The sequence below is a fragment of the Shewanella sp. HN-41 genome, assembly GCF_000217915.1.
In the GTDB taxonomy this organism is placed as follows: Bacteria; Pseudomonadota; Gammaproteobacteria; order Enterobacterales; family Shewanellaceae; genus Shewanella.
Window position 1 is genome coordinate 574,764 of sequence record NZ_AFOZ01000014.1, and the last position, 23,362, is coordinate 598,125.

Genomic DNA, 23,362 nt, shown 5'->3' on the forward strand with positions numbered 1-23,362 from the left:
AAAAAACCTCGCACTAGCGGGGTTTTTTATTGGCATTTATTTGCTGGATTAGGCAAGGCTTAACCTGTATTGGGCTCTTCTAAAATAGTGAACCCCAACCACTGTCTCCTCAGTCACTTTCTTAAATGATGCCCAAAACAGTTGCGAATCACGGCCATAAAAAATGCCACCCAGTGTGGGTAGCATTTGATCAACAACTCATTAGACATTTGAGCTAGTCGTGTTAGTTGAACCCGTCGCGCTAGTCTAGTTAGGCCTTAAACTGGCTTATTTGGCGTTTTAAGGCTGCGGCTAAGGAAGACAGTTCATTGGCTGAATGTACTGTTTCAGTGGCGCGGTGTTCGCCCTCATTTGCTAGTTCACTGATCTGATGCAGATTATGAGTAATTTCCTCTGCAACGCTGCTCTGCTGCTCAGTGGCGGAGGCGATATTGCGCGAACTAATGGCTAGCTCACCAATCCTGCGGGTGATTTCCTTAAGCTGCTCGCCAGTTACTTCGCCCTGTGCCGCGGATTCCATACCCAATTGATGACTCTGGCCCATTTGCTCTGTGGTGCTTTTCACTTGCGTCTGCAGCTTTCCAATCGTTTGGCCAATTTCTAAAATGGATGCCTGTGTACGCTGGGCTAAGGTTCTCACCTCATCGGCAACGACCGCAAATCCTCGGCCTTGATCGCCTGCGCGCGCCGCTTCAATCGCCGCATTGAGTGCCAGTAAGTTAGTCTGCTCGGCTATGCTGTTAATCACTTCAGTGACTTTGCTGATCGCTTCACTTTCTTGGCTCACTCTTTCAACTGACTGATGACTGTTGCTTAGCTGTTCACTGAGCTTGAGTAAATCCTGCACCACCTTAGTCTGTTGGTTTTGGCCTTCTTTCGCGGCTAAATCTACCTGTTGACTCTGGTTGGCACCGTCCTGTGCATGGTTTGCCACATCGCGGATTGAGGTCGACATTTCCTCGATGGCAGTGGCGATTTGATCCGTTTGTAGCATTAAGGCCTGAGCCTCTTCACCATTCTGTTTGGCAATACTCTGTGCCTTCGAGGCCTGCTGTTCTAAACTCATCACCGAATCCTGCAGGGCAATGATCAACTGCCTTAGTTCTGAGGACATGGTCGATACGCTGGTGGTTATTCTATCCACTTCGTTTTGACTCTGTGGTTCTGATGGCGCTAAGTGATGACTAAAATCGCCACTGCCTAGGCTTTCCATATGCACTTGCAGGGCATGTAATGGTTTGAGCGCGCGAATTAATACCACTGACAACAGTGCGGTGATCAACGCAATTCCAGTGAGGGCGACGATGGCGTTGATAGTGAGTAAGTGCAGGCTTTCTTCGTTGAGTTCGCTCGCTTTAACTTGGCCCACAAGTATCCAATTCCAACCAGTCACGTTTTGACTATAGGCAAACATAGGCTCATTTTTACTATTGCTATAACGGGACTCCGAATCATCTTTCGTGGCCTCAGCCATACTCAAACCATCGAGCATGTGCTCGGTGACAACGTCGCCCGCATTAAACTGAGGGTGTGCGATTAACACATTGTCTGCTTTTCGAACTAACAGGAAATGGCCGCTTTCTTCTAGGGTGAGTCTATTTACTGCATCTTGTAATTGTTTTAACGAGCTGGTGATGTCAAAGCCAATATATAAGATACCAATGACTTGGCCTTGTACGTCCTTTACTGGGCGATAGACTGTCATATAGTCTTTGCCGAAGAGTTTGGCATAGCCTTCGTATTCTTGACCGCTGATCAGCGCTTGATAGCCTGGATGGGTTTTACCAAGGAAAGTCCCTAACGCACGGCTACCATCGGCTTTTTTGAGCGAGGTCGACACCCGCATAAAGTCATCGCCATCCCGTACAAATACCGTTGCTGTGCCACCAGTCAGGTTAGCAAAACGATCGACTTTACTCTTTGAGGAATTAATTTGTTCTTGTTCGTGCATAAGAACGGGGGAGCTGACGCCCATCACATTGATGGTTTTATCCGGTTGACTAAATTGTCCTGGATACATTTCTTTAAAAACATCGGCGTTGCGCCTTGCAAGCTGCAAAAGGCTATCGTATTGCAGTTCTAACATATCGGATACGGCGTGCATCTCGGCTTTCATCGCACTGATGCCTTTGTCTTCGAGCACGTTTGAAGCGGCTTGGTAGGAGAGGGTACTGAGTATGCTGAAAATGATCAGGGTAAGAAAAAAGGCAAGGGCGCCAATCTGTTTTGCAATCGGCCAATTGTTATAGTTCATTTTGTGATCCTATAGGTAGAGGTTAACACTAATGTAATCTAAGTTTTACCTAATGGTCTTGATGTGAGTCTAAGATTTCCTATTATTTATAAAGAGTTCTGTATCTTATCGTTGAAAGATCAAATCTTGTGGCTCATATAGGGGGGATGTGAGTTGGCATAGTCATAGGACGATAGACTAAGCTGCTTAGGGATGTGCAGTTTACTGAATTTCAACATCAACAGGAGTGTCACTATGCTGGGCGAGAATCACGCACTAATTTACGAGTTTCCTGATTTTTCCGATCAAATAAATCACCTTAAAAGCAATAATGCCACCTTTGCGGCTATGGCGGGTCGTTACCATGAACTAGACCATAAAATTAGGGCATTGGAACTCACCAAAGTGCCCACCGCCGATGAGCACTTTTTGGCGCTAAAATTAGAGCGGTTAAACCTCAAAGATAAGCTGTATCAGTACCTCGTTCATGATGCTATCTGAGCTTGGATTGCTAAGGGACTCTTTGCTCGCTTCTTCATCAAGATTAAATACATAGTCGGTACCCATACCAGAGATAACAGGGTTGTTAGCAACGTGCCGCCGGCGATAGCAATTGCAAATGGCGGCCAAAACCCACCGCCCGCGATGATAAGCGGAATAAACCCACCAAGGGTGGTGATGGTTGTCGAGCTAATATGGCGGCCACAACTGCTGACGGTGCTGATAATGGTGTCTTTGTCGCCGAGCCTGGCGCTGGGCATATCTTCAAGCTCAGCCAAGATCACAATCGCGGCGTTGATAGCAAGTCCCATTAATCCCAGCAATCCAATGATCACCGGAAAGCCAAAGGGATAGCCGAATACAAAGACCGCGAGTAAACCAAGCCCCGCAGATTGCAGCGCACTGAATAAAATGATGGCGGTCAATCTGAAAGAATTAAAGGACAGTACGACTGTCGCAAGCAGCAAGGTCACAACCAGCATGACGTTTGATAGCAGGTTACCGACAGCTTCGTTACGCTTTGCACTTTCGCCTCCAATTTCAATTCGATAGCCGGAGGGCAGTGGCAACTGGCTCACTCGCTCCTTCACCTCATTGAGCACTTGGGCGGGTAATACCCCACTGACGATATAGGCTTCTATGGTATTGACCCTTTGGCCGTTACGCCTAGGTATGGCACCTCGACTGACTTGTACTTCGCTGTGGGCGAGGGCTGAGAGTGCGACCGCTTCACCCCTTGGGGTCACTAATTGAATTTCTGAAAGCTTACTCGCCTGCTCACGACTGCCATCACCGAGTCTGACTCTAACGGGCAAGGACTCGGTTTGTTCCAACACGCTGCCCCCGATTACCCCTGTGGTCGACATTTGAATTTGCTTGGCAATATCGCTTAAGTTCAGACCACTGATTAAACTGGCGTCTTCATTGACTTGCAGCCATACCTTCGGGGCTCCTGCACTGAGGGTCGCACGGGTATGGATCACATCGGGTGTCGCACCAAGGATATGACGAACCTCATCCCCAAGGGTGCGTAATGTGTCGAGGTTAGGACCGAAGATCATCAGTTCTACTGGTGCATTAAAGGGAGGACCTTGCTCTAATTTGCGCACTAGGACCTGGGCTTCGGGGTATTCGCTATCCAATTGCCGTTGTAATTGGGGAATAAGGGCATTGGCTCGTTCAAAATCGATCACTTTCACCATGGCCTGCGCGTAGTTTGTCGCGCCTTGCTGCCGCTGGGTCAAGTTGTAATAGAATGAAGGTGTATTGCCACCGACGACCCAATCGACTTGTGTTATACCTTCCACGTTATGCAGCAGTTTATCCATTAAACTGACTTGGTTTAAGGTGTTCTCAAGGCTGACATGGGGGGCGAGATAAACTTCTACTTGGAACATGTCCCTGTCCGACGGTGGAAAAAACTGTTCAGTCATTTTTCCCGAGGCATAGAAACCCAATGCCGGAATAATGCCTATCACGACCGCGCTCAGTAGCGGACGTTTTAGTGCGGCTCTTAGGCTGGCTTGAAAGTAGTCACTGATAAAGGGAATATTGATCCCATGTTGATACCAAACATCATTTTTCCCTTCATGGCTAAATCGTCCCGCGAGACCTGCTATTAAAGTGTGGGAAATCAAGTAAGAACCCAGTAGAGCGAACATCACTGACATCGCAATACCGCCGACAAATTCTCCAGCGGCACCGGGCATGAGCACTATGGGCGCAAAGGCTAAAATCGTCGTAATAGTGGATCCCGCTAGCGGTAGCCAAAGGTGATGTAAGGTTTCGCTCACTGCGGCTAAACGGCCCATTCCCTGTTGGCGCCTTTGGGCTATGGCATCGACTATCACAATGGCATTATCCACCATGATCCCAAGGGCAACGACCAAACCTGTGACCGACATTTGATGTATCGGCAGCCCGATATATTTCATACAGGCCAAGGTAAATAATGCGGTCAAAGGCAAAGATATCGCCACTATCACGGCATTCCTTAGGCCGAGGGTCAGCAGGAGAACCAATAGAATAATCACAAAACCTTGGAGTAGATTCACTACTAATCCGCCGAGCCGTTCACTGGTATAGCTGTTTTGTTCGAACAACCATTGGATTTTAATATTGGCTGGGATATCACGATTAAGTTCTTCAACGACCCTGTTAACTTGTAACTGCCAGAGATCGACACGGGTATTATTAAGCATACGGGCGGCAACAAATACGCCCTGTTCACCATCGACTAAGGCAATGCTGTCCGCTGGGGTTTTAGGTTGACGGGAAATGCTGGCAATATCCCCAAGACGGATAATTTGCCCTTGGGTATCGACCTTTAATGGCACCTGGCGAATGCGGGTCTGTGAGTCTAGCTCGCCCGAAACCTCGACTAAGGCTCGAAATGCTTGATTGTTGATCTCACCCGCAGCGATCTTACTATCGGCGCCATTGAGTATTTGGGCGATAGCGGCGGGGGTGAGCTGTAATTGGCTCATTTTATTGCCATCGAGTTGGACTAAGATTTCCTCCGTTGGTGCGCCGTAGAGTTTAACAAAGTCTGTGCCTGGGAGTAGCCTTAGGCGACTCTGTAATTCCTTGGCATAGCGGTTAAGCATGTCCACGCGAACGGGCGTGTTGGTGTTCCACACTAGGCTCAAAATGGCAGTATAGGCATAGCCTATTTGATCATCTAAAGTTGGCGTTTGAGTACCGTCTGGCAGTGAGCTTTTGGCATCGGCGAGTAAATCCCTAGCCCTCGACCAGACGGGATCTGTCGCCATAACAGTGTCTTTTAGTTCCAACTGGATAACCGAAATGCCGGGTCTTGATGTGGACTGGATCAGCTTGATTTCTTCTAGACGGCGCAGCTGGTTTTCTAATACTTCGGTCACTAAGGCCTCAACCCTTTCGGCTGATGCCCCAGGGTAAGGTGTGATGACCGAGGCGAAGCGGTTGGTTATATGGGGGTCCTCGGTACGGGGCAGGCTAGAAATAGCGCCAAATCCGGCAACGAGCAGTAGGGCGATAACGAGGCTGACTAAACGACCATTTTCAACGAAGGCTTTGATCATTATTACCTCGTCGATGCAGTGGCAACGGGGGAGACGACTTGGCCAACGACTAATTTATGCAGCCCTTGGCTGACATAATTTTCGTTTGCCTGTATGGCCCCTTGGATAAAGGCCCTATCTTGGGTGGTATAGAGGATCTCCACATCACGACGTTCGATTTTGGCCTCATTAGAGTTTGTTGTGACCACATATAAATTCCACAGGCCACGAATACCATCGGTAAGGGCGGAGATGGGTACCCAGTAACCCGCTTGTGCCACTTCTTGTTGTTGATGCAAATAGGCTATTTCACCATTAATGACCCGTGCATCCTTAGGTAGACTAATACGTAGCTGCAGGGTGCGACTAATGGGGTTTACTTCGGCACTTATTCCGGCAATTTGTGCGATAAACGTTTGATCTTGTACGCGGATATGAACTTCTTGTCCGGGGATAAATTGATTGGCTATGGCCACGGGAACACCGATATAGGCTTCTGGATTAACATTGCCAACCAAGGTAAATACAGGACTGCCAGCGGCGACGACTTCACCTAGGTTATGTTGACGTTGGCTGATGGTGCCATCAAAGGGCGCGAGTAATCTGGATTTATCTAGCTTAAGTTGATTGGCATGTTGCGAGGCCTGTAAACGCTGTTTAGCTGCTTCTAGACTCATTAATTGGCCACGGTTTTCATCGAGTAATTGCTCGGACACATAACCTGACTTTTTGAGCTCGAGATTACGTTTTAAGGTGCTGGTGGCAAGATCAACATCCGCCTGAGTCTGTAACAGACTCGCTTGTATTTCCTGACGCTCTGCATCCAGCAACCGGGTGTCTAATCTCGCCAGTACTTGCCCCTGAACCACGTTGGCTCCGCTGTCGACGAAGAGTTCGCTCAATTTACCCGATAGTTCGAATCCTGCGCCTGTGGTATTGCCTGCTCGAATGGTGCCTGTAAAGGTTTGCTCACGCTCATAGCTAGTCGATAACTGTAGCGGCGCAGTGACCACTGTTTGTAATACGGCGGTATTAGCGTGCTCGGTCACTTCTTTTTGACAGGCGGTTAAGGTCGATATAGCCAATAAGCAAGCGCTAATCGTACGCCAAGAACGTCGGGCTATGTGGTCCATTTCAATCCTTCCGTTGTGAGCTTTAGGTTAAATTTGTGTAACTAGACTTGCTAGTCTAGTTGCGTAGAACTGGACTGTCTAGTCTATTTTATGCTTAACTAAGGTAAATTTATCCTACCTATCAATCCGAGTGTGGATATGACATCGTCAGTCGATAAGCCATTACCCATAAGCCGTAGTGAGCAGAAAAGACAGCAAGTTCTTGTTGCTGCAATTGATTTATTTTGCCGTCAAGGTTTTCCCCATACCAGCATGGATGAAGTCGCTAGACTTGCTGGGGTCTCTAAGCAAACCGTGTATTCCCATTACGGCAGTAAAGATGAACTCTTTGTTGCAGCGATAGAATCGAAATGTGTTGGTCATAATCTGAAGGATGATTTGTTAAAGGATCCTGCTCAACCTGAGTTAACCCTCACACAATTTGCTCTGCAATTCGGTGACATGATTGTCAGTCCTGAGGCTATTACCGTCTTTAAAGCTTGTGTGGCGCAGTCCGAAAGCCATCCCGAAGTGTCGCGGTTATTTTTTGAGGCGGGCCCTAAGCATATGGTCGCGATACTGTCGGGCTATTTAGTGGCCGTAGAAGCTTTAGGTCAATATCGGTTTGGTAATGCCCATCACTGCGCCGTAAGGCTGTGCTTAATGCTCTTTGGTGAGTTGAAACTCAGGCTAGAACTTGGACTGGATGTTGAAGGTTTAATGCTTGAGCGTGAAGCTTATATCCGTGGTTGCGCAGAGATGTTTTTGAAGGCTTATCGTATTTAAAAGTATCAGTTTGTATCTTTACTTTTAAAGATTGAACCTTCCTCTTAGTGTCAGTGTATTATCCGCAACAATACACTTATTCTTTAAAGTATAAGGATCTAGCGTGATAAATCATTCCACAAACAGCAGCATAAGTCCCCTTATGTTAAAAACTAGCCTATTGCTGATGGTTGTTTTTAGTAGTGTGACTATCGCGGCTGAAAAACCAGCGGCTGAAAATAAGCGTTTTAAGCTCAGAGTTTCGCAGATAAGTACTCAGAGTACCGCGGTTGCTAACGGCAATACTGAGCTACAAAGGGACAGTTTGCTGTTAGATGCGGGGATGAATATCCCATTAAATCGACAATGGTCGCTTGGGTTACGGGGAGGCTATGACCGACTCGATTACGATTGGCGTCAAATCACCCTCAGCGGTGCCAACAATGTGTCAAGCCTCTTCGGTTCGACAGGGCAAAGCTGGGATCACATTGACCGTTATCGCGCGAGTATTTCTTTAAACTATCGCATGGATAAGCATTGGGCTTTCTTTCTAGCGCCACAGATCCAATATGCTTACGCCGACACGGCTTCGGCCAGCAATGCCCAGAGCTATGGTGTCGTCGCTTCGGCTATGTATGCCTTTGATTCGGGCAATATGATTGGTTTTGGTGTCGCTTATCTTAATGATATTGATGAAGTACGTACGGTTCCTTACCTTGCGATGCGCTGGCAGATAAATGAGCATTGGGCTCTGGCCAATCCCTTCCAAGCCGGGTTTAGCGGTCCAGCAGGATTGGAGCTGAGTTACCAATTTAATCCTGATTGGAATATTGGCTTGGGGAGCGCGCGTCGAACGGAGCGATTCCTGATAGAGGACGATGATACCGCAGTCGAAACCAATGAGTGGGTGAGCTATGTTCGTGGCGGCTGGCTGGCGACACCGGCTCTATCGATAAATCTTTACGCCGGATACTACTTTAATGGTGAATTAGAAGTGACGCATCAAGCTGCACTCGAGATGGATAACCAAGGCGCAGCGGCCTTGGATATCGAATTCAAATTCTAACTTTTATGCCAGTTATTTGCCCAGCATAGCCTCCTTAAGGCTTTTCTGGGCTGGTTTATCACCTAGCCAAATTTTTAACAGCGCTTGACGGAACATCTCACCTTCTATGGTGGCTTGTTCTTGGCCATTCTTAAAAGCGGTCACACCGTGAACCTTACTGGTCGCGAGGGTGAATTGATCGCCTTGTTTAATTTCCTCATTAAACAACGCCATAAATGCATCGATTTGCGGTTGAATATCGGCGGTATTATCCGCCGTCGCGTGCTCAAAACCTTCGGTGATCGCATCGCGCATTTTTTCAGCTGTGATCATGCTTGAGGTAATATTAAGGCGGATAGCGGCAACTGGGGCCTCTAATACAGCAACTGTACTGCTGATCTGTGATGGTACATAGAGGCTGCCCACGTACAAATCCATAAAAAATTTACTGCGAACGCCAGCGCCATTTAGCTGTAAAGATTGATTTTCAAGCACCATAGTGTCGGCGACTTGTATGCCAGAGATATCTTTTGCACAGGAAATATTAGGTAAAAACAGCGCTGTAGCTAAGGTTAGTGTCGAGAGTAACTTCATAATACACCTCATATCATATTGTTTTAATTATAGTTGTTCCTGCTCACTCAATCGGCAATCCTAGGATATAAAGCAGTGAACGCGAACAAGATACTAATCGAAAGAAAGGGGGAGTGATAGTCTAATCAATACTTAGTCACCACTCGGTTCTGGGGCGTTTAACATAAAAACGACATTCGTCTTTACCTATGGAGGACTAACCGCGAATACCTAACTTGTACTGACCACTTTGCTCAAACATAACGGCTTGTTTTTGTTTAGGAGAGATAAGAATTGGGCCATCGTCGAAAAATAGAAAGCACTTCCAGTTGCGGACAAATACATTCCAGCGCGTTTCGATAATTTGGTATTTCTCATAGCAAAAATACACCGGCGTTTCGTCTGGCCACTGAATAAATTCGGCCAACATCTCGGGTAGGCTGTTATCTTCACTGTCCCAGGCACTCTGCCAATGATCTGTTTTTGTCCATGCGTTGGCTTTCGCCGCCCAATCCCCCTTAGTAAATTGTTCGGCACGACTACTCTTATTGCTGATCCACTGATTCCAGACTTCCATGGCACTTTTCTCCGTCAAAGGTAGGATATAGGCCTTATCTTCATCGGTCACAGGTAAGTCTTGGTGGTTGAAAATCCACTTACGGCGAAATTCATTTAGGGGGATATAGGTAGTGGTCAAGCAGATTCTCCTCAGTAGGGCGCTAAGTTGTGTTAACCCCACGAAACACGAATGACACAGATTATACGGATCCCATTAAGATTATGGAAATTTTGCTAAATAACGGAGCTTCTGGGGTGGTTAAGAATACTGAGATGGTCGCCTCGGTCTTAGCATTGCAATGTGCCACTACAGATGCACAAAATCTGACACGAGGTGAAAAGGTGAATTATCGATTAGCACAATTAGTTTGAACAACGAAGGACATTGGCCTTGCTAACCCTGAAGTGACCATATATTTTTCGAGCATTTGTTTATGTTCAGGATTGTCATAAACACGGCCCATGCTTTTCATTAAATGAAATAGCTTTTTCCTGCAAGCATCGGTTAGCATAAGTCTTGGTATAGCTCGAGATTATGGCTACTTTTAGCGAAGTAAATTATAACTTTCTTGCTATGCTGTCTAAAATCAATCTCGAAAGATCAACAGACCCTAGTACATGGAATTAGGAAAATAAGATGCTAAATCATAAAACTGTTTTGATCACCGGCGGTACAGGTTCATTTGGTAAGCAATTTATTCAAACTATCCTTGAGCGCTATCAAGATGTTAAGAAAATAATTATTTATTCCCGTGACGAACTAAAGCAATTTGAGATTCGTCAGAAGTATCCTGTGAATGCTTTCCCACAGCTACGCTTCTTTATTGGTGATGTGCGTGATAGAAATCGTATGATACAAGCATGTGAAGGCGTCGATGTAATTATCCACGCGGCAGCTATAAAGCAAGTCGATACTGCAGAATACAACCCAACTGAATGTATTCGTACGAATATAGATGGGGCTGAAAATGTAATCCAAGCAGCACTTCATTGCGGGGTTCGGGATGTAGTTGCGTTATCCACTGATAAAGCATGTGCACCAATTAATCTATACGGTGCGACTAAACTAGCGTCAGATAAGTTATTTGCTGCTGCAAATAATATAAGAGGCTCTAAAGACATTCGATTTAGTGTTGTTCGTTATGGAAACGTCATGGGATCTCGCGGCTCAGTGATCCCATTCTTTATGAGTAAGAAAAAAGAAGGTATTCTGCCCATCACACACGAAGAAATGACCCGCTTTAATATTTCACTGCAAGATGGTGTCAATATGGTTATGTATGCACTCCAACATCATCTTGGTGGCGAAATTTTTATACCTAAAATCCCATCCTACAAAATTCTAGATATTGCACATGCAATCGCGCCTGAGTGTGAAATTCAAGTGGTAGGAATTCGTCCAGGTGAAAAACTGCACGAAGAAATGATCACCGATACAGACTCATTACACACTATCGATTTAGGTCGTTACTATGCTATTTTACCGTCAGTTTCATATACTTATACTGAGGATGAGTATGTTAAACATCATAAGGCGGTAAAAGTACCATTTGGATTTAAATATAATTCCTATACTAATACTGAGTGGGAAACGATTGAAGGGTTACGTAAGCTTATCGTTGAACACGTAGATCCTAATTTTACTGTTTAGGAATAGAGGAAAATAATGATTCCTTATGGCAAACAAGAAATTATTCAACAGGATATAGACGCGGTTGTTGAGGTTTTACAATCTAATTTCTTGACTCAAGGCCCGCAGGTCCCAGCTTTTGAAGCAGCATTAAAGGCACATACTGGCGCAGAATTTTCCTTGGCGGTGAATAGCGCTACGTCGGCTTTACATATTGCTTGTTTAGCTCTTGGTTTGGGACAAGGTGACACGCTGTGGACATCTCCTATCACATTTGTAGCATCAGCAAATTGCGCTTTATATTGTGGTGCCAAGGTCGATTTTATCGATATTGATCCCCATACTTACAATATGAGTGTTTATGCTTTAGAAGTGAAGCTTCTTCAAGCCAAGGCTGATAATGCCCTACCTAAGATCGTTGTGCCTGTTCACTTATGCGGACAACCGTGTGATATGCAAAAAATCCATATGCTATCGAAAATATATGGATTTAAAATTATTGAAGATGCATCTCATGCTATCGGCGGTTGTTATCATGGTGAACCCATTGGTAACTGTAAGTACTCAGATATCACGGTATTTAGCTTTCACCCTGTAAAAATTATAACGACAGCCGAAGGTGGCGCAGTGATGACCAATAGCAAGGAGTTGGCTAATAAGATGGCTCTCTATCGCAGTCACGGTATCACTCGAGATGCTGAGTTTATGCAGAATGAATCTCATGGTGGTTGGTATTACGAGCAAATTGCTCTTGGTTTTAATTATCGGATGACTGAGTTACAAGCAGCGCTTGGTGTGTCACAGATACAACGTTTAGATAGTTTTGTTGTTGCTCGTCACCATCTTGCTGATCGTTACAATCATTTACTGAAACACTTACCTGTAACATTGCCTTATCAATTAGATGGTACCTATTCAGGCTTGCATTTGTATGTCATTCGTTTGCAATTAGACGCGATTTCAAAGACACATCGAGAAGTATTTGAAGCACTGCGCGATAATGGAATAGGGGTTAACTTGCATTATATTCCAGTACATACTCAGCCTTTTTATCAACACATGGGCTTTAAAGTTGGTGATTTTCCACAAGCGGAAGCTTATTACCAAGAAGCAATTTCATTGCCATTGTTTCACTCTATGAGTGAGTTTCAACAAGATGAGGTTGTTCGCGTATTGACCTTTGTTTTGAAAGGGTAATGTATGAAAATTGCTATTATTCCTGCCCGTGGTGGCAGTAAGCGCATACCGCGGAAGAATATTAAACTTTTTCATGGTAAACCGATGATTGCATATTCGATTGACACTGCATTAGCATCGGGCTGTTTTGATAAAGTGATCGTCTCTACTGATGATCAAGAAATTGCCGACGTAGCTAAGCAATATGGTGCCAGCGTGCCGTTTTGGCGCCCAGCTAAGATTGCTGACGACTACTCTACCACTATGGACGTTATGCAGCATGCTATTGAATGGTGCGAACAGCAAGGTTGGGATATTGAGCTAGTTTGTTGTCTTTATGCCACTGCACCTTTCGTTACCTCTGACTACTTAATCGAGGGATATAATAAGTTACAGACAGAAGATGACGTTGAATTTGTTTTTAGTGCGGCCACCTTTTCATTTCCTATCCAACGTGCGTTTAAGGTTTCTGGAGAAGGTGCGGTCTCAATGTTTGACCCTACCCAAGAGCTAGTGCGTTCGCAAGATCTAGAGACAGCCTATCATGATGCTGGGCAATTCTACTGGGGGCGCAAAACCGCATTCTTAGAGTGCAAGTCTATATTTTCTCCTCATTCTAGAATTGTTTTACTGCCTAGGTGTAGAGTTCAAGATATTGATACTCAAGAAGATTGGGACTTTGCAGAAGCGCTATTTTCCTTACTTTAACAGAGATAAGATTCATCATTGAGAATTTTTATGAAAGTGATTTTTCGCGTTGATGCGTCTATTTGGATTGGCAGTGGCCATGTAATGCGTTGCCTTGTTTTAGCTGATGCATTAAAAAATGTCGCTGCAGATGTAAGTTTTGCCTGCTTGCCTCAACATGGAGATATGATTGCTTATATAGAGCAAAGGGGGCATAGCGTGACAAAGATGACTCCCGTTTTGTCACCTGTAACGCCAGTAGATGATGCCGATTATCTCGGTTGGCTTCAACGCAGTGTCGATGAAGATGCATCAGATTTTATTAGTAAAATCCAACAAGCTGAAATCGTGGTAACAGATCATTATGCTATTGGGCGGGAGTGGCAGCAAAGAATCAAAGCTGCATTACAATGTAAAATTGTTGCCATAGATGATTTGGTTAGACAGCATGATGCGGACTGTATCATCGATCAAACCCTAGGGCGAAAAGCGGAAGAATATTTCAACAATACAACCATCTTAGCTGGAACTGACTACGCGCTATTGGCTGAATCATTTAGTCATTATAGGGCTATAGCCATAAGTAAGTCTTCACCTAAATCGATCCCTAAAGTTTTAGTTTCCATGGGCGGAGTTGATGCACCTAATGCGACGCTAATGGTCTTGAAATCATTAGTTGGAAAAGTGGATGCAAGCTTTACCGTGCTATTGAGTCCCCGAGCCCCTCATTATCAAGAGGTTGTAGCGTGGTGTGATAGACATGAATCGGTAACTCATGTTGGCTTTTGTGACAATATGGCGCTTTTGATGTTAGATCATGATATTGCCATTGGAGCACCGGGTTCGACTAGTTGGGAGCGAGCCTGTCTAGGTTTACCTAGCATCATTATTCCTCTGGCTGCAAATCAGAAAACTATTATGACACAACTGGTCAATCATAGAGCCGTTATTGCATTAGAATTGAATGAGATTCGTCAAAAAATTATCAATGCTTTTCAATTGTTATTAAGTGATTGGGAAACATATCATAAAGTGAATTTAGCATTATGTGATGGAAAAGGCGTTAAACGAGTTGTGCTCAGCCTTCAGCAACAGGCAAAAACAATAGAACACTGTGATTTTGAATTAACTTTGGCTACATCAGCAGATATTAAGGTTGTGTATGATTGGCAATGTCATCCCAAAACAAGGCAGTATGCGTTAAATACCGCAGTACCCACATGGGACGAGCATTTATCATGGATGATAAGAAAACTGACGTGTCCAGAGGATTACTTTTACATTATTAGGCACCGCTTATCTAAGCAACCTTGTGGCGTGTTACGTTTAGATAAGCAAAAAGATAAAAATTATCTGGTGTCGATATTTGTGAATCCTGAACAATATGGCATAGGTGTTGCTAGTAGTGCATTGTTGTTGGCGGATTTTATCCATCCGGATGTTACTTTACATGCAACAGTTTTAGAAAATAACCAAGTGTCTCAACAATTATTCACCAAAGCGCATTACCTGCGAGTTTCGACAGAACAGTTTATTCGCTTCCCTATAAAATAGGATTGTTATGAAACCGTATATCACGATAGATGGTCGTAAGATTGGTCCAAGTTACCCTCCATATATTATCGCCGAGTTATCTGCTAATCATAACGGCGACCTTAATCGTGCATTTCAAATATTAGAAGAAGCAAAGAAAGCGGGCGCGGATGCGGTTAAATTGCAAACTTACACCCATGAAACCATCACCATGGATTGTGATTCAGAAGAGTTTCAAATTCATGGAGGGCTTTGGGACGGACAAACTTTGTATGAATTGTACCGAGATGCTCATATGCCATGGGAATGGCATCAACCTCTCTTTGATAAAGCTAAAGCCTTGGGTATTACTATTTTTAGTTCGCCTTTTGATTTTTCTGCGGTTGACTTACTAGAAGAATTACATGCACCAGCATACAAAATTGCTTCATTTGAATTAATTGATTTGCCACTGATTAAGCGTGTAGCCCAAACAGGTAAACCGATGATTATATCTACAGGAATGGCAAATGAAGAGGAGATTGCAGAGGCTATCAAAACCGCTCGTGATAATGGGTGTGAAGATTTAGTTGTTTTACACTGTGTAAGTGGCTATCCAGCACCAGCAGAGCAATATAATTTAAAAACTATCACTGATATTTCTCAGCGTTTTGACGTGCTGTCTGGCTTATCTGATCATACAATTGATAATGCAACAGCAGTAGCTTCAGTTGCTTTAGGTGCTTGTTTGATCGAAAAGCACGTCACTATTGATCGAAATGGTGGTGGTGCTGATGACAGTTTCTCGATCGAACCTCCTGAATTAGCTCAACTGTGTAAAGACGCAAAAACAGCATGGCAAGCGATGGGGAAGGTTAATTACGAACGAACTGAAGCTGAAAAAGGTAACGTGAAATTCCGTCGTTCGCTCTATGTTGTTAAAGATATTGGCGAAGGTGAAATATTTACAATGGAAAATATACGCAGTATTCGACCAGGCTTTGGTATGGCTCCAAAATTGTTAGAAAGTGTTATAGGTAAAAAAGCATCCAGATTTTTAGAAAGAGGCACAGCGCTTCAAGCCAAATTTGTATCAAAAATATAGTGCTCTATTAAATGGCTTTAAGGAATGTATATGCAATATTGTAAAAAATGTATTATGCCAGTGACTAGACCCGAGCAAGTATTTACGGATGGTATTTGTGATGCATGTCATTCTGCAGTAGAAAAACATTCTACAATTGATTGGGTTAAGCGTAGTGAAGAATTTGAAGCAATATTAGATAAGTATAGAAGTAAAGATGGTAGTCAATACGATTGCATCATCCCAGTTAGTGGTGGTAAAGACAGTTGCTATCAGGCAATTACCATGCGAGATAAGTATGGTATGAACCCATTATGCGTAACTCATACACCTTGTGAATTAACTCCGGTTGGTATAAAAAACTTAAATTTTTTACGGGACCAAGGCTTTGATCTGATACAAATATCTGGCAATAGAAAGCATTACCGGGAGTTAGTGAGAATAGGCTTTTTTAAATTAGGTGATTGTTGTTGGCCAGAGCATATAGGTATTTTTACTGCTCCAGTTAGAGTTGCGGTTAACTATAATATTCCATTGTTGATTTGGGGGGAGAATTCACAATTTGAATACGGTGGACCAGCGACTAAAAAGGAAAATAATTTTTTAGATAGAAATTGGTTAGAACAATTTCAAATGAGCGGGCATAGGTTGTCAGATGTAGTCCATGATGGTGTGGAATTGAAGAATATTCAAACATTAATATATCCAAGCGACGAAGATGTTAAGCGCGTCGGTGTAACAGGATTATTTTTAGGCTATTTTGAAAAGTGGGATTCTAAACGTAATGCAGATTTTTGTTGTAGTTTAGGTTGGAGCAAAAATCCTGATGGTCCAATAGAAGGTGCTTTTAACGATATTGAAAATCTAGACTGTAAATGGATCGGTGGTCTTCATGATTATATGAAATTCATCAAATATGGATATGGTAGAGCAACTGATCAAATTTGTATTGAAATCAGGGCTGGACGAATGACCCGAGAAGAAGGTATTAAAGCCTTAAGAGAATCTTCTGAAGGAACCATACCTTGGAAATATGTTCCAGATTTTTTGAGTTATTTAGATATAACCGAAACTGAATTTTTAGCAAACCTAGATAGATTTACCAATAAAATGATATTCGAACGTAAAGAAGACACTGGTGAACTCTGTAAAGATTTACAGGGTAATTTAATCAGAAAATACTTTCCAGGATAATTAAATGCTTAAGATTGTCGATCTCGAGGTTGGTAATATTGGTAGTGTTATTAAGGTCATAAAGCATCTTGGGGCTGACTTTGAGTTAATAACTCTGCCAGAACAACTTGAAGGTGCCAGTAAAATCATTCTACCTGGAGTGGGCAGTTTTTCTGCTGCGGCTGAAAAAATGCATGAATCAGGTTTTACTGAAGCATTGAATGAACAAGTATTAAAAAATAGGGTGCCAGTACTCGGGATTTGTGTTGGTATGCAATTATTGGCAAAGCTGGGAGTCGAGGGGGGAACCTCAAAAGGGCTTGGATACATAGATGCGACAGTAGAACGAATTAATAGTTTTGACGGAACTCTACGCGTACCTCACATGGGGTGGAATGACATTTGCTCACAAGATATTCCTATTTTTAAAAATATTGATAATAATAGTTGTTTTTATTTTGTACATAGTTACGCAATGAAGATATCAGATAGTGAAAATGTCAGTATTGCTTATACAAATTATGGAGAGAATATCGTCGCCTATGTAAACAAAGCTAATGTACATGGTGCACAATTTCATCCTGAAAAAAGTCAACAAGTTGGCATTAGATTTTTGAGGAATTTTATAGAATTATGTTGAGAAAAAGAATAATTCCAATTGTTTTACTGGATGGATTTTCAGTCTTAAAAACAATTAATTTTGATGTTAGACGTAACTTGGGGAGTCCAATAACAGTTGCTAAGACATACAATACTCGAAACGTAGATGAACTAATTTTATTAGACATTGATGCATCAAAACAAGGGAGAGCGATAGATAATTTTACAATTGGTGAAATTGCTCAGGATTGTTTTATGCCATTGACTGTCGGTGGCGGTATTAGGTCAATTAAAGATATTCGTGGCTTACTTTCAAAAGGGGCTGACAAAATTTCTATTAATAGCTATGCGTTAGAAAATCCAAGTTTTATACAAGAAGCTGCGAGTGTATTTGGTTCGCAGTGTATAACTGTTTCAATCGATGTGGTCGAAGAAGAAGAGGGTTTTTCTATATATAGTAATCGTCAAATTAATCGTGAATTATCATTAATGAAATGGATAATGGAAGTTGAAAGACTTGGTGCTGGTGAGCTACTGATTAACAACGTAACGAGAGATGGCAGTATGAAAGGGGGTTGTGTCGAATTAGCTGCGTTAGTTTCTGACAGTGTTTCTATACCCGTTATTTATGCTGGAGGAATTTGCAGTCCTGTAGATGCTGCTAAGGTCGCTAAAACTAACGTATCTGCTTTAGGAATATCAAGTATTTTTCATTTTACAGATTTTACACCCAAAGATTGTAGTTTAGAACTTAAATCTCAAGGTATTGCCACTCGGTATTGAGTATATATGTGTTTGACTTAGTGAGCATAAACTGAAACGCCAACTGCAGACTACGTGATTAGGTACTGAATTTTAGCAAAAAATTTTCAGCACTGAAGATTGCCTATCTAACTGAGCCATCTTAGTTTGGTGCCATTAATTTCTATGCATTCAAAACCATTTTTCGCATCGCTTTTTTTACCCATTTGGGGTCATTGTGAATGGCTTCTGCGTGAACAAAAGTCGCGGTAGTATCCGTACGCACGTGCAATTTTATCATTACTTCCTTGTGACACCATTTTTCGTTGGCCAATAATTATCTTATGTAACCAAGTAATTTCTACTCCAAGTTAGTCGCGCCACCGTTGATTTTCCGCTAGCAGTTGACGCAGACAGTCATTAGTTATGTTGAGGCAGTAATATTGCCTTAATTACTTGACCAAAATAACTATGTCACTACAAATAGATCTATAATTGGCTCGTTTTACATGAAAATTTACTGTTCATAAGCGGGACATAGAGTTAAAGTTAAAGCTATGAATTTTCCATGTCGAAATTCGAGAGTTAGAAGTTAATTTTTTAATGTAATGAATTGTAAGGATGATTTATGAACCCTATTGAGGACGACTTAAAATTTTCAGTGAATGATTTTGGTGAAAAATATGTGTATTCAGTAGACCGAATCTGTTTTGAACGTTCTGACTCAAATACCGTTTTTAATAATCACTTTCAAGATGAATTGTGGGGTGATGATACATTCAATGTGATCGTTGGTACTGATTCTGGTTTATTAGTCGATTATGTAAGAAAAAATCGTAAGGATAATTATTCTGTTTATGTCTTCATTGAATTGACACATCTTTTAGATTTAGTTATTACGAATTGTAATTTTGATAAAGACGACAATATTTTTATATTTGGTGTTGATAATTGGGAAGATGGAGTAGAGAAACTGCACTTGCCACAATATATCTATAAAAATAAATTGCGTTTTTTTGAATCATTAGGGGCTAGATACGAATATTTAGATGAGTATCACACTCTGAAGTTTTCTACTTATGTAAGTTTGGAAAAAATTACATATAGAAATAAAGTAACATTAGGTAGTGAAAAGTTTGTTGTTCGTCAATTGCAAAATGTGTCAGAAAATATATTACCTGTTTTACCTTTAAAGGATATTTTTACAGGATGTACTGCGATTATTCTTGCCGGTGGACCATCGTTAGATGATTGTCTTCCTTGGGTAATTGAAAATAGACAGCGGTTAGTCATTATCGCTGTATCGAGAATAGCGAAGCGTCTCTCACAGTTGTCAATTATTCCTGATATATTTGTTTCCGTGGATCCATTTGATGACAGTTTTGAAGTCAGCAAGGAAATGCTTGAATTCCCACCATCTGTTGTTTTTGTTAATTCGTACCACGTTGTTGCAAAATTATTGTCGCAATGGCATGGGCACAGTCTATATTTAGGCACGCGTTTCCCTTGGGAGACAAAAGCAAATTTAGAAAACGTTGATGGGGCAGGACCAACTGTAAGCAATTCGGCATTGACTCTGGCTATCACGTTTGGTTTTCAAAAATATTATTTGCTGGTATTGATTTGTGCTTTTCCAAGGAAGGTTACACTCATGCCAAAGGAAGTATTGAAACTAAGCAAGGCCCTCTACTCACTGCAGATGGAATATGGGTTGAAACAAATGCGAATGAAATGGCAGAAACAGACTTCCCTTTGTCAGTCGCTCGGGAACAAATAGAAACTGTTGTGTCTGAGCAACCTGATAATAAAGTTGAATTTGTAAATTTTTCTATGAATGCAGCAAAAATTAAAGGAGTGATTTGCAAAAGCTTTCAAGAGGTTGAATTGATAGGGGAACCTATCGATGCTAAGAAGAAACTTATCGATTATTGTAGTAGTCTTACTGATGAGAAAAGAGAAGCTGAGTGTAGTCTTGCATTAAGGGAACTTACGAAAGTAAAAAAAGATTTGCTACAGATAATTTTGCTCGCTGAAGAAGGTATGTTGGCGAATAAAAAAATCTATGGCAATCAGCCAGAGCATGAAAAAATTCGCTACACTAGGAAGTTAAATAAAATTCAACGAAAATTAGACAAAAATTTTTCGTATGTATCTCGGATTCTGAAATGCTATGGACTTATTTACTTCGTTGAATATATGGATCCTAGCTCGAGTGATGCTTGGGATGAAGTTAAACTTGAAAAAAGCGGTGAGCTTTACTATTTGGCGTATAAGAAAAGCGCTAATAAATTGCTAGATCTCATCAATGAGAGTATTGAAAGAATTTTAGTTCGCATAGAAGAGTTCAAGAATCAGCCTAACTTTGATTTGATGTTTAAGGCTTGGGCTAAAGATAATCAGTTGGGGAGGGCTTATCTCTGGAGTCGAAGACATAATCTTGACTCTCAAGATGTTGATATTAGAAATAAATTTTTGCAAACTATTTCTGATTATAGTGCCGTTATTAATGCTACTGAAACTGAGCATGCTAAATATATTGAAAAACGAGCAAGCATTGATGGTATAGAGCATAAAGCAACTAAGTTTTTTGCAAAACGGGATTTAAATGGACTAAAAAATTAGCGCTGAGTTTGTCTTTACAATCTCAAAAAAGTGAAGCAAAGGATTCTCTAGCTCATCTGTTGTCCGCTTACATAGCTGTTTTAAATGATGAAAAGCAAAATGCATTAGAGCATTTTTTGCAGACTAGTGTTGAGAGTCATCGTCTGTACGCATTGAACCAAGTTGTAGGCATGTTTATTAAGAGTGAACAATTTTTTGACGCGAAATTAGCTCTAAAAGAGTTATGTCATTTATCTCCAAGATACCTAACTAAACTTGCGCACTTAGAGTTTTTAACAGGAGATTCATTAGCTGCAGTAAATACATATAATGAGTATTTATCGCAATTTGGAGAGGATATTCACGCTTGGATTGCATTGGCTAATGTTTTCATAAGATTAGGCGCAATAGAGTCTGCACAAATTGCATTAAATTATGTGTTAAGTGTAGAACCTGATAATAAACAAGCGACAACTTTGCTTTCATCTCTAAGTTAGATAACGGATTCTAATCGGACTTGCCAATTCTGAAATTTAAAATTATTCTATTCAGAGTTGGCTTGTTAGAAAGCAATATTCAACCTAGTTAATTCAATTTTGTCGTCTTTAAATTTATTTTTTTTGGGGCACATATTCAACTGTCAATGCCTATATTTTCTGTATTCAGCTGTGATTTTTATTGGGCTGGTTTTTCAATGTATTTTCGACTAAAAAGTATATTTCATACTGTAAAGTATCCGCAAGCCCGATTAAATCATGTCTTTTTTGAGCTGAGACAACTTGTTCTATTAGTGAGTTTAACTCGAGTTGCTCTGAAGGTGATAACGTTAATTTCATAAGGTCATCTGCAATTATTACCATTAATTCTGACCCGCGAGACTCTTCAGACACTAAAAAGTGTGTTGCGGCTGAAAGCAAATTTTGAAGTAATTTTTTCTTGCTAGAAGTCATAATGAATATACCAAATCTTCCAGTTTTGAATAAGAGCACTTGGATATTTTTGCTCCATCTATGCTAGTTGTATAAAAGTTAACATTTGGATGTAAAGTAATATATTCTTCTAATGCTTCTATGTAAGCAATAAAGCTTAGACTGCTTGAGACCTTATTGCCTCGATTGTTGATTACCCATTGATGATGTGGTTGTATTGCGCTATACATATTGAGTTCACCGTCCAACCAACCAGTATGTGATACATTATTTGGGAAACACAAATCGCAACCTATTAAATAAATATTGCTCGCTTTCATGTTCACCGCTAAATCTACCGCAGTATGAAGAACGCTTCCGCCAGAGTAAAGAGCATTATGGTGCTGCAGTAATCTTAAAGAGTCGTATAAAGGACTCAGGCCATATGCGACATATCTATTTCCCTGCCATTTTCGAAGAACATGATTTTCAAGTCTTGGGAAATAGACTAAATTGATTCCATTTGAATGTTCAGGCATCAGATGAGTATCATTAATGTCTTCATCGATACTGACCACAATTTCAGGTTTAATATTGTTCTGTAATAGATACCTTAAAGCCGTATCAAGAGCGATGATAATTGGCCGATTACTTTTATTGTAAATTTCTTTGAGTAACGTGATGGCATTCTCTAACGAAGGGCCTGTGCCAATAACGATGACGTGTTGGCAAGGAGGCTGATAAAGTTCTGACACATCGGCATCTTTCTGAACTAATTCTTCATTTTGTTCGAATCGAACCAAAATTTGAGGGTCTTGAGCCTGATGTGCTCTTGCCGCAAAGCGAGTTTGGTGGTGGATTAATATTTTGTTTCTCAGCGCAGCGCCTTCATCATCTGCTAATACTAACTCTGCAGAAGAGCTTAGAAACGGGGTCGCTAATTTGCTATCTGGTGTGGCTAAATGCAATTGGCATTTAGGATTGGATAACCAATCGGTTTGATCTGTATAGCTAAGAACTAACTGAGTGACCGCAAGGTTAAGTATGGTCACATTCAATTTTTCTAGTGGGTAGTTAATCAACAGTTCTCGAGGTAAATCACCTAAACCTAAACCATATACATTAACAATATGACTATGAGGGGGTAACTGGCTGATATTGAGGTTCACTTCGGCCATACGATCATGGCGACTACTCAATTGAATGCCATTAACACTGATAGTTTGGTTTTGACCTTGAACTAAGCGCGCATCAAGATTGTCAGTGGATTGGTTTTTAATTGCAGCAGCCACAATAGGCCAACGAGCTTCGATAATGGCAATATTTGATGTGAACAGATCTGTCATTTCGCATCCTCGGGAATTGCTTATTTCAGACGCCAGATCAATCACTAACTGGTCTCTCCACAGGAGACAGTTCGCG

General features: G+C 41.8%; 21 protein-coding genes and 1 pseudogene. 14 read left to right on the plus strand and 8 right to left on the minus strand.

Features of this window, described 5'->3' with window-relative positions; translation table 11 throughout:
- Nucleotides 1-250: 250 nt before the first annotated feature.
- Nucleotides 251-2,254 (minus strand): methyl-accepting chemotaxis protein, encoded by a 2,004-nt coding sequence (locus tag SOHN41_RS05220; protein ID WP_007646346.1) that lies wholly within the window; start codon nt 2,252-2,254, stop codon nt 251-253.
- 234 nt (nt 2,255-2,488) lie between these two features.
- Between SOHN41_RS05220 and SOHN41_RS05225 the strand changes: the two genes are divergently transcribed.
- Nucleotides 2,489-2,734, plus strand: coding sequence for a YdcH family protein (locus SOHN41_RS05225; protein ID WP_007646347.1), 246 nt, complete (start codon nt 2,489-2,491; stop codon nt 2,732-2,734).
- Here the strand turns inward: SOHN41_RS05225 and SOHN41_RS05230 are convergent.
- Nucleotides 2,719-5,796 (minus strand): efflux RND transporter permease subunit, encoded by a 3,078-nt coding sequence (locus tag SOHN41_RS05230; protein WP_007646348.1) that lies wholly within the window; start codon nt 5,794-5,796, stop codon nt 2,719-2,721. The genes SOHN41_RS05225 and SOHN41_RS05230 overlap by 16 nt on opposite strands.
- Nucleotides 5,797-5,798: 2 nt before the next feature.
- Nucleotides 5,799-6,908 carry an efflux RND transporter periplasmic adaptor subunit gene (locus SOHN41_RS05235; RefSeq protein WP_007646350.1) on the minus strand — a complete coding sequence of 370 codons (1,110 nt, stop codon included), beginning with the start codon at nt 6,906-6,908 and terminating at the stop codon, nt 5,799-5,801.
- A gap of 138 nt (nt 6,909-7,046) precedes the next feature.
- On the opposite strand from SOHN41_RS05235, the gene SOHN41_RS05240 reads away from it, so the two are divergent.
- Together SOHN41_RS05240 and SOHN41_RS05245 are read left to right on the plus strand one after the other, a co-directional pair.
- Nucleotides 7,047-7,673 (plus strand): TetR/AcrR family transcriptional regulator, encoded by a 627-nt coding sequence (locus SOHN41_RS05240; protein ID WP_007646351.1) that lies wholly within the window; start codon nt 7,047-7,049, stop codon nt 7,671-7,673.
- Nucleotides 7,674-7,815: 142 nt separating this feature from the next.
- Entirely contained in the window at nt 7,816-8,718 is a 903-nt protein-coding gene (locus SOHN41_RS05245; protein WP_007646352.1) for a DUF6268 family outer membrane beta-barrel protein, read from the plus strand.
- A 12-nt stretch (nt 8,719-8,730) separates the two neighbouring features.
- On the opposite strand, the gene SOHN41_RS05250 is transcribed toward SOHN41_RS05245, so the two are convergent.
- From SOHN41_RS05250 to SOHN41_RS20065, 3 genes and pseudogenes are all read right to left on the minus strand, one after another.
- On the minus strand, nt 8,731-9,291 hold the full coding sequence (locus SOHN41_RS05250) for a chalcone isomerase family protein (protein WP_007646353.1): 561 nt from the start codon (nt 9,289-9,291) through the stop codon (nt 8,731-8,733).
- Between the two features lie 196 nt (nt 9,292-9,487).
- Nucleotides 9,488-9,967 (minus strand): DUF2947 domain-containing protein, encoded by a 480-nt coding sequence (locus SOHN41_RS05255; protein ID WP_007646354.1) that lies wholly within the window; start codon nt 9,965-9,967, stop codon nt 9,488-9,490.
- Nucleotides 9,968-10,247: 280 nt separating this feature from the next.
- Nucleotides 10,248-10,352: pseudogene (locus tag SOHN41_RS20065) on the minus strand (IS5/IS1182 family transposase); the annotation flags it as partial.
- A 113-nt stretch (nt 10,353-10,465) separates the two neighbouring features.
- Here SOHN41_RS20065 and pseB point away from each other — a divergent pair.
- From pseB to SOHN41_RS20305, 11 genes are all read left to right on the plus strand, one after another.
- Entirely contained in the window at nt 10,466-11,479 is a 1,014-nt protein-coding gene (gene pseB, locus SOHN41_RS05260; RefSeq protein WP_007646357.1) for a UDP-N-acetylglucosamine 4,6-dehydratase (inverting), read from the plus strand.
- Nucleotides 11,480-11,494: 15 nt separating this feature from the next.
- A complete protein-coding gene (pseC, locus tag SOHN41_RS05265; RefSeq protein ID WP_007646358.1) occupies nt 11,495-12,655 on the plus strand; it encodes a UDP-4-amino-4,6-dideoxy-N-acetyl-beta-L-altrosamine transaminase in 1,161 nt (386 codons plus the stop codon).
- 3 nt (nt 12,656-12,658) lie between these two features.
- The gene (gene pseF, locus SOHN41_RS05270) at nt 12,659-13,342 is read left to right on the plus strand and encodes a pseudaminic acid cytidylyltransferase (RefSeq protein ID WP_007646359.1); all 684 of its coding nucleotides are present in this window, start codon (nt 12,659-12,661) and stop codon (nt 13,340-13,342) included.
- 30 nt (nt 13,343-13,372) lie between these two features.
- Complete coding sequence (gene pseG, locus SOHN41_RS05275; RefSeq protein ID WP_007646360.1) at nt 13,373-14,875, plus strand: UDP-2,4-diacetamido-2,4,6-trideoxy-beta-L-altropyranose hydrolase; 1,503 nt, start codon at nt 13,373-13,375, stop codon at nt 14,873-14,875.
- A 7-nt stretch (nt 14,876-14,882) separates the two neighbouring features.
- Entirely contained in the window at nt 14,883-15,938 is a 1,056-nt protein-coding gene (pseI, locus tag SOHN41_RS05280; protein WP_007646361.1) for a pseudaminic acid synthase, read from the plus strand.
- Nucleotides 15,939-15,968: 30 nt separating this feature from the next.
- On the plus strand, nt 15,969-17,111 hold the full coding sequence (locus SOHN41_RS05285; RefSeq protein ID WP_007646362.1) for an N-acetyl sugar amidotransferase: 1,143 nt from the start codon (nt 15,969-15,971) through the stop codon (nt 17,109-17,111).
- Between the two features lie 4 nt (nt 17,112-17,115).
- Nucleotides 17,116-17,730: an imidazole glycerol phosphate synthase subunit HisH gene (gene hisH / locus SOHN41_RS05290; protein ID WP_007646363.1), complete on the plus strand. Its 615-nt coding sequence runs from the start codon at nt 17,116-17,118 to the stop codon at nt 17,728-17,730.
- The gene (locus SOHN41_RS05295; protein WP_007646364.1) at nt 17,724-18,473 is read left to right on the plus strand and encodes an imidazole glycerol phosphate synthase cyclase subunit; all 750 of its coding nucleotides are present in this window, start codon (nt 17,724-17,726) and stop codon (nt 18,471-18,473) included. The genes hisH and SOHN41_RS05295 overlap by 7 nt, the downstream gene beginning before the upstream one ends.
- 586 nt (nt 18,474-19,059) lie before the next feature.
- Nucleotides 19,060-20,208, plus strand: coding sequence for a 6-hydroxymethylpterin diphosphokinase MptE-like protein (locus SOHN41_RS20295; protein ID WP_007646366.1), 1,149 nt, complete (start codon nt 19,060-19,062; stop codon nt 20,206-20,208).
- Nucleotides 20,163-21,053, plus strand: a complete 891-nt coding sequence (locus SOHN41_RS20300) for a hypothetical protein (RefSeq protein WP_007646367.1) — start codon at nt 20,163-20,165, stop codon at nt 21,051-21,053. The genes SOHN41_RS20295 and SOHN41_RS20300 overlap by 46 nt, the downstream gene beginning before the upstream one ends.
- Before the next feature lie 8 nt (nt 21,054-21,061).
- On the plus strand, nt 21,062-21,529 hold the full coding sequence (locus SOHN41_RS20305; RefSeq protein WP_237703902.1) for a hypothetical protein: 468 nt from the start codon (nt 21,062-21,064) through the stop codon (nt 21,527-21,529).
- A gap of 165 nt (nt 21,530-21,694) precedes the next feature.
- Here the strand turns inward: SOHN41_RS20305 and SOHN41_RS05305 are convergent, their stop codons facing one another.
- Entirely contained in the window at nt 21,695-21,982 is a 288-nt protein-coding gene (locus tag SOHN41_RS05305; RefSeq protein WP_050801818.1) for a hypothetical protein, read from the minus strand.
- A complete protein-coding gene (locus SOHN41_RS05310) occupies nt 21,979-23,286 on the minus strand; it encodes a motility associated factor glycosyltransferase family protein (RefSeq protein WP_007646370.1) in 1,308 nt (435 codons plus the stop codon). The genes SOHN41_RS05305 and SOHN41_RS05310 overlap by 4 nt, the downstream gene beginning before the upstream one ends.
- Nucleotides 23,287-23,362 lie beyond the last annotated feature (76 nt).

Excerpts from the sequence above, each read along its gene's own strand:
- SOHN41_RS05220 (WP_007646346.1), bottom strand. The coding sequence starts at position 2,254 with ATGAACTATAACAATTGGCCGATTGCAAAACAGATTGGCGCCCTTGCC.
- SOHN41_RS05225 (WP_007646347.1), top strand. The coding sequence starts at position 2,489 with ATGCTGGGCGAGAATCACGCACTAATTTACGAGTTTCCTGATTTTTCC.
- SOHN41_RS05230 (WP_007646348.1), bottom strand. The coding sequence starts at position 5,796 with ATGATCAAAGCCTTCGTTGAAAATGGTCGTTTAGTCAGCCTCGTTATC.
- SOHN41_RS05235 (WP_007646350.1), bottom strand. The coding sequence starts at position 6,908 with ATGGACCACATAGCCCGACGTTCTTGGCGTACGATTAGCGCTTGCTTA.
- SOHN41_RS05240 (WP_007646351.1), top strand. The coding sequence starts at position 7,047 with ATGACATCGTCAGTCGATAAGCCATTACCCATAAGCCGTAGTGAGCAG.
- SOHN41_RS05245 (WP_007646352.1), top strand. The coding sequence starts at position 7,816 with ATGTTAAAAACTAGCCTATTGCTGATGGTTGTTTTTAGTAGTGTGACT.
- SOHN41_RS05250 (WP_007646353.1), bottom strand. The coding sequence starts at position 9,291 with ATGAAGTTACTCTCGACACTAACCTTAGCTACAGCGCTGTTTTTACCT.
- pseB (WP_007646357.1), top strand. The coding sequence starts at position 10,466 with ATGCTAAATCATAAAACTGTTTTGATCACCGGCGGTACAGGTTCATTT.
- pseC (WP_007646358.1), top strand. The coding sequence starts at position 11,495 with ATGATTCCTTATGGCAAACAAGAAATTATTCAACAGGATATAGACGCG.
- pseF (WP_007646359.1), top strand. The coding sequence starts at position 12,659 with ATGAAAATTGCTATTATTCCTGCCCGTGGTGGCAGTAAGCGCATACCG.
- pseG (WP_007646360.1), top strand. The coding sequence starts at position 13,373 with ATGAAAGTGATTTTTCGCGTTGATGCGTCTATTTGGATTGGCAGTGGC.
- pseI (WP_007646361.1), top strand. The coding sequence starts at position 14,883 with ATGAAACCGTATATCACGATAGATGGTCGTAAGATTGGTCCAAGTTAC.
- SOHN41_RS05285 (WP_007646362.1), top strand. The coding sequence starts at position 15,969 with ATGCAATATTGTAAAAAATGTATTATGCCAGTGACTAGACCCGAGCAA.
- hisH (WP_007646363.1), top strand. The coding sequence starts at position 17,116 with ATGCTTAAGATTGTCGATCTCGAGGTTGGTAATATTGGTAGTGTTATT.
- SOHN41_RS05295 (WP_007646364.1), top strand. The coding sequence starts at position 17,724 with ATGTTGAGAAAAAGAATAATTCCAATTGTTTTACTGGATGGATTTTCA.
- SOHN41_RS20295 (WP_007646366.1), top strand. The coding sequence starts at position 19,060 with ATGAACCCTATTGAGGACGACTTAAAATTTTCAGTGAATGATTTTGGT.
- SOHN41_RS20300 (WP_007646367.1), top strand. The coding sequence starts at position 20,163 with ATGGCAGAAACAGACTTCCCTTTGTCAGTCGCTCGGGAACAAATAGAA.
- SOHN41_RS05305 (WP_050801818.1), bottom strand. The coding sequence starts at position 21,982 with ATGACTTCTAGCAAGAAAAAATTACTTCAAAATTTGCTTTCAGCCGCA.
- SOHN41_RS05310 (WP_007646370.1), bottom strand. The coding sequence starts at position 23,286 with ATGACAGATCTGTTCACATCAAATATTGCCATTATCGAAGCTCGTTGG.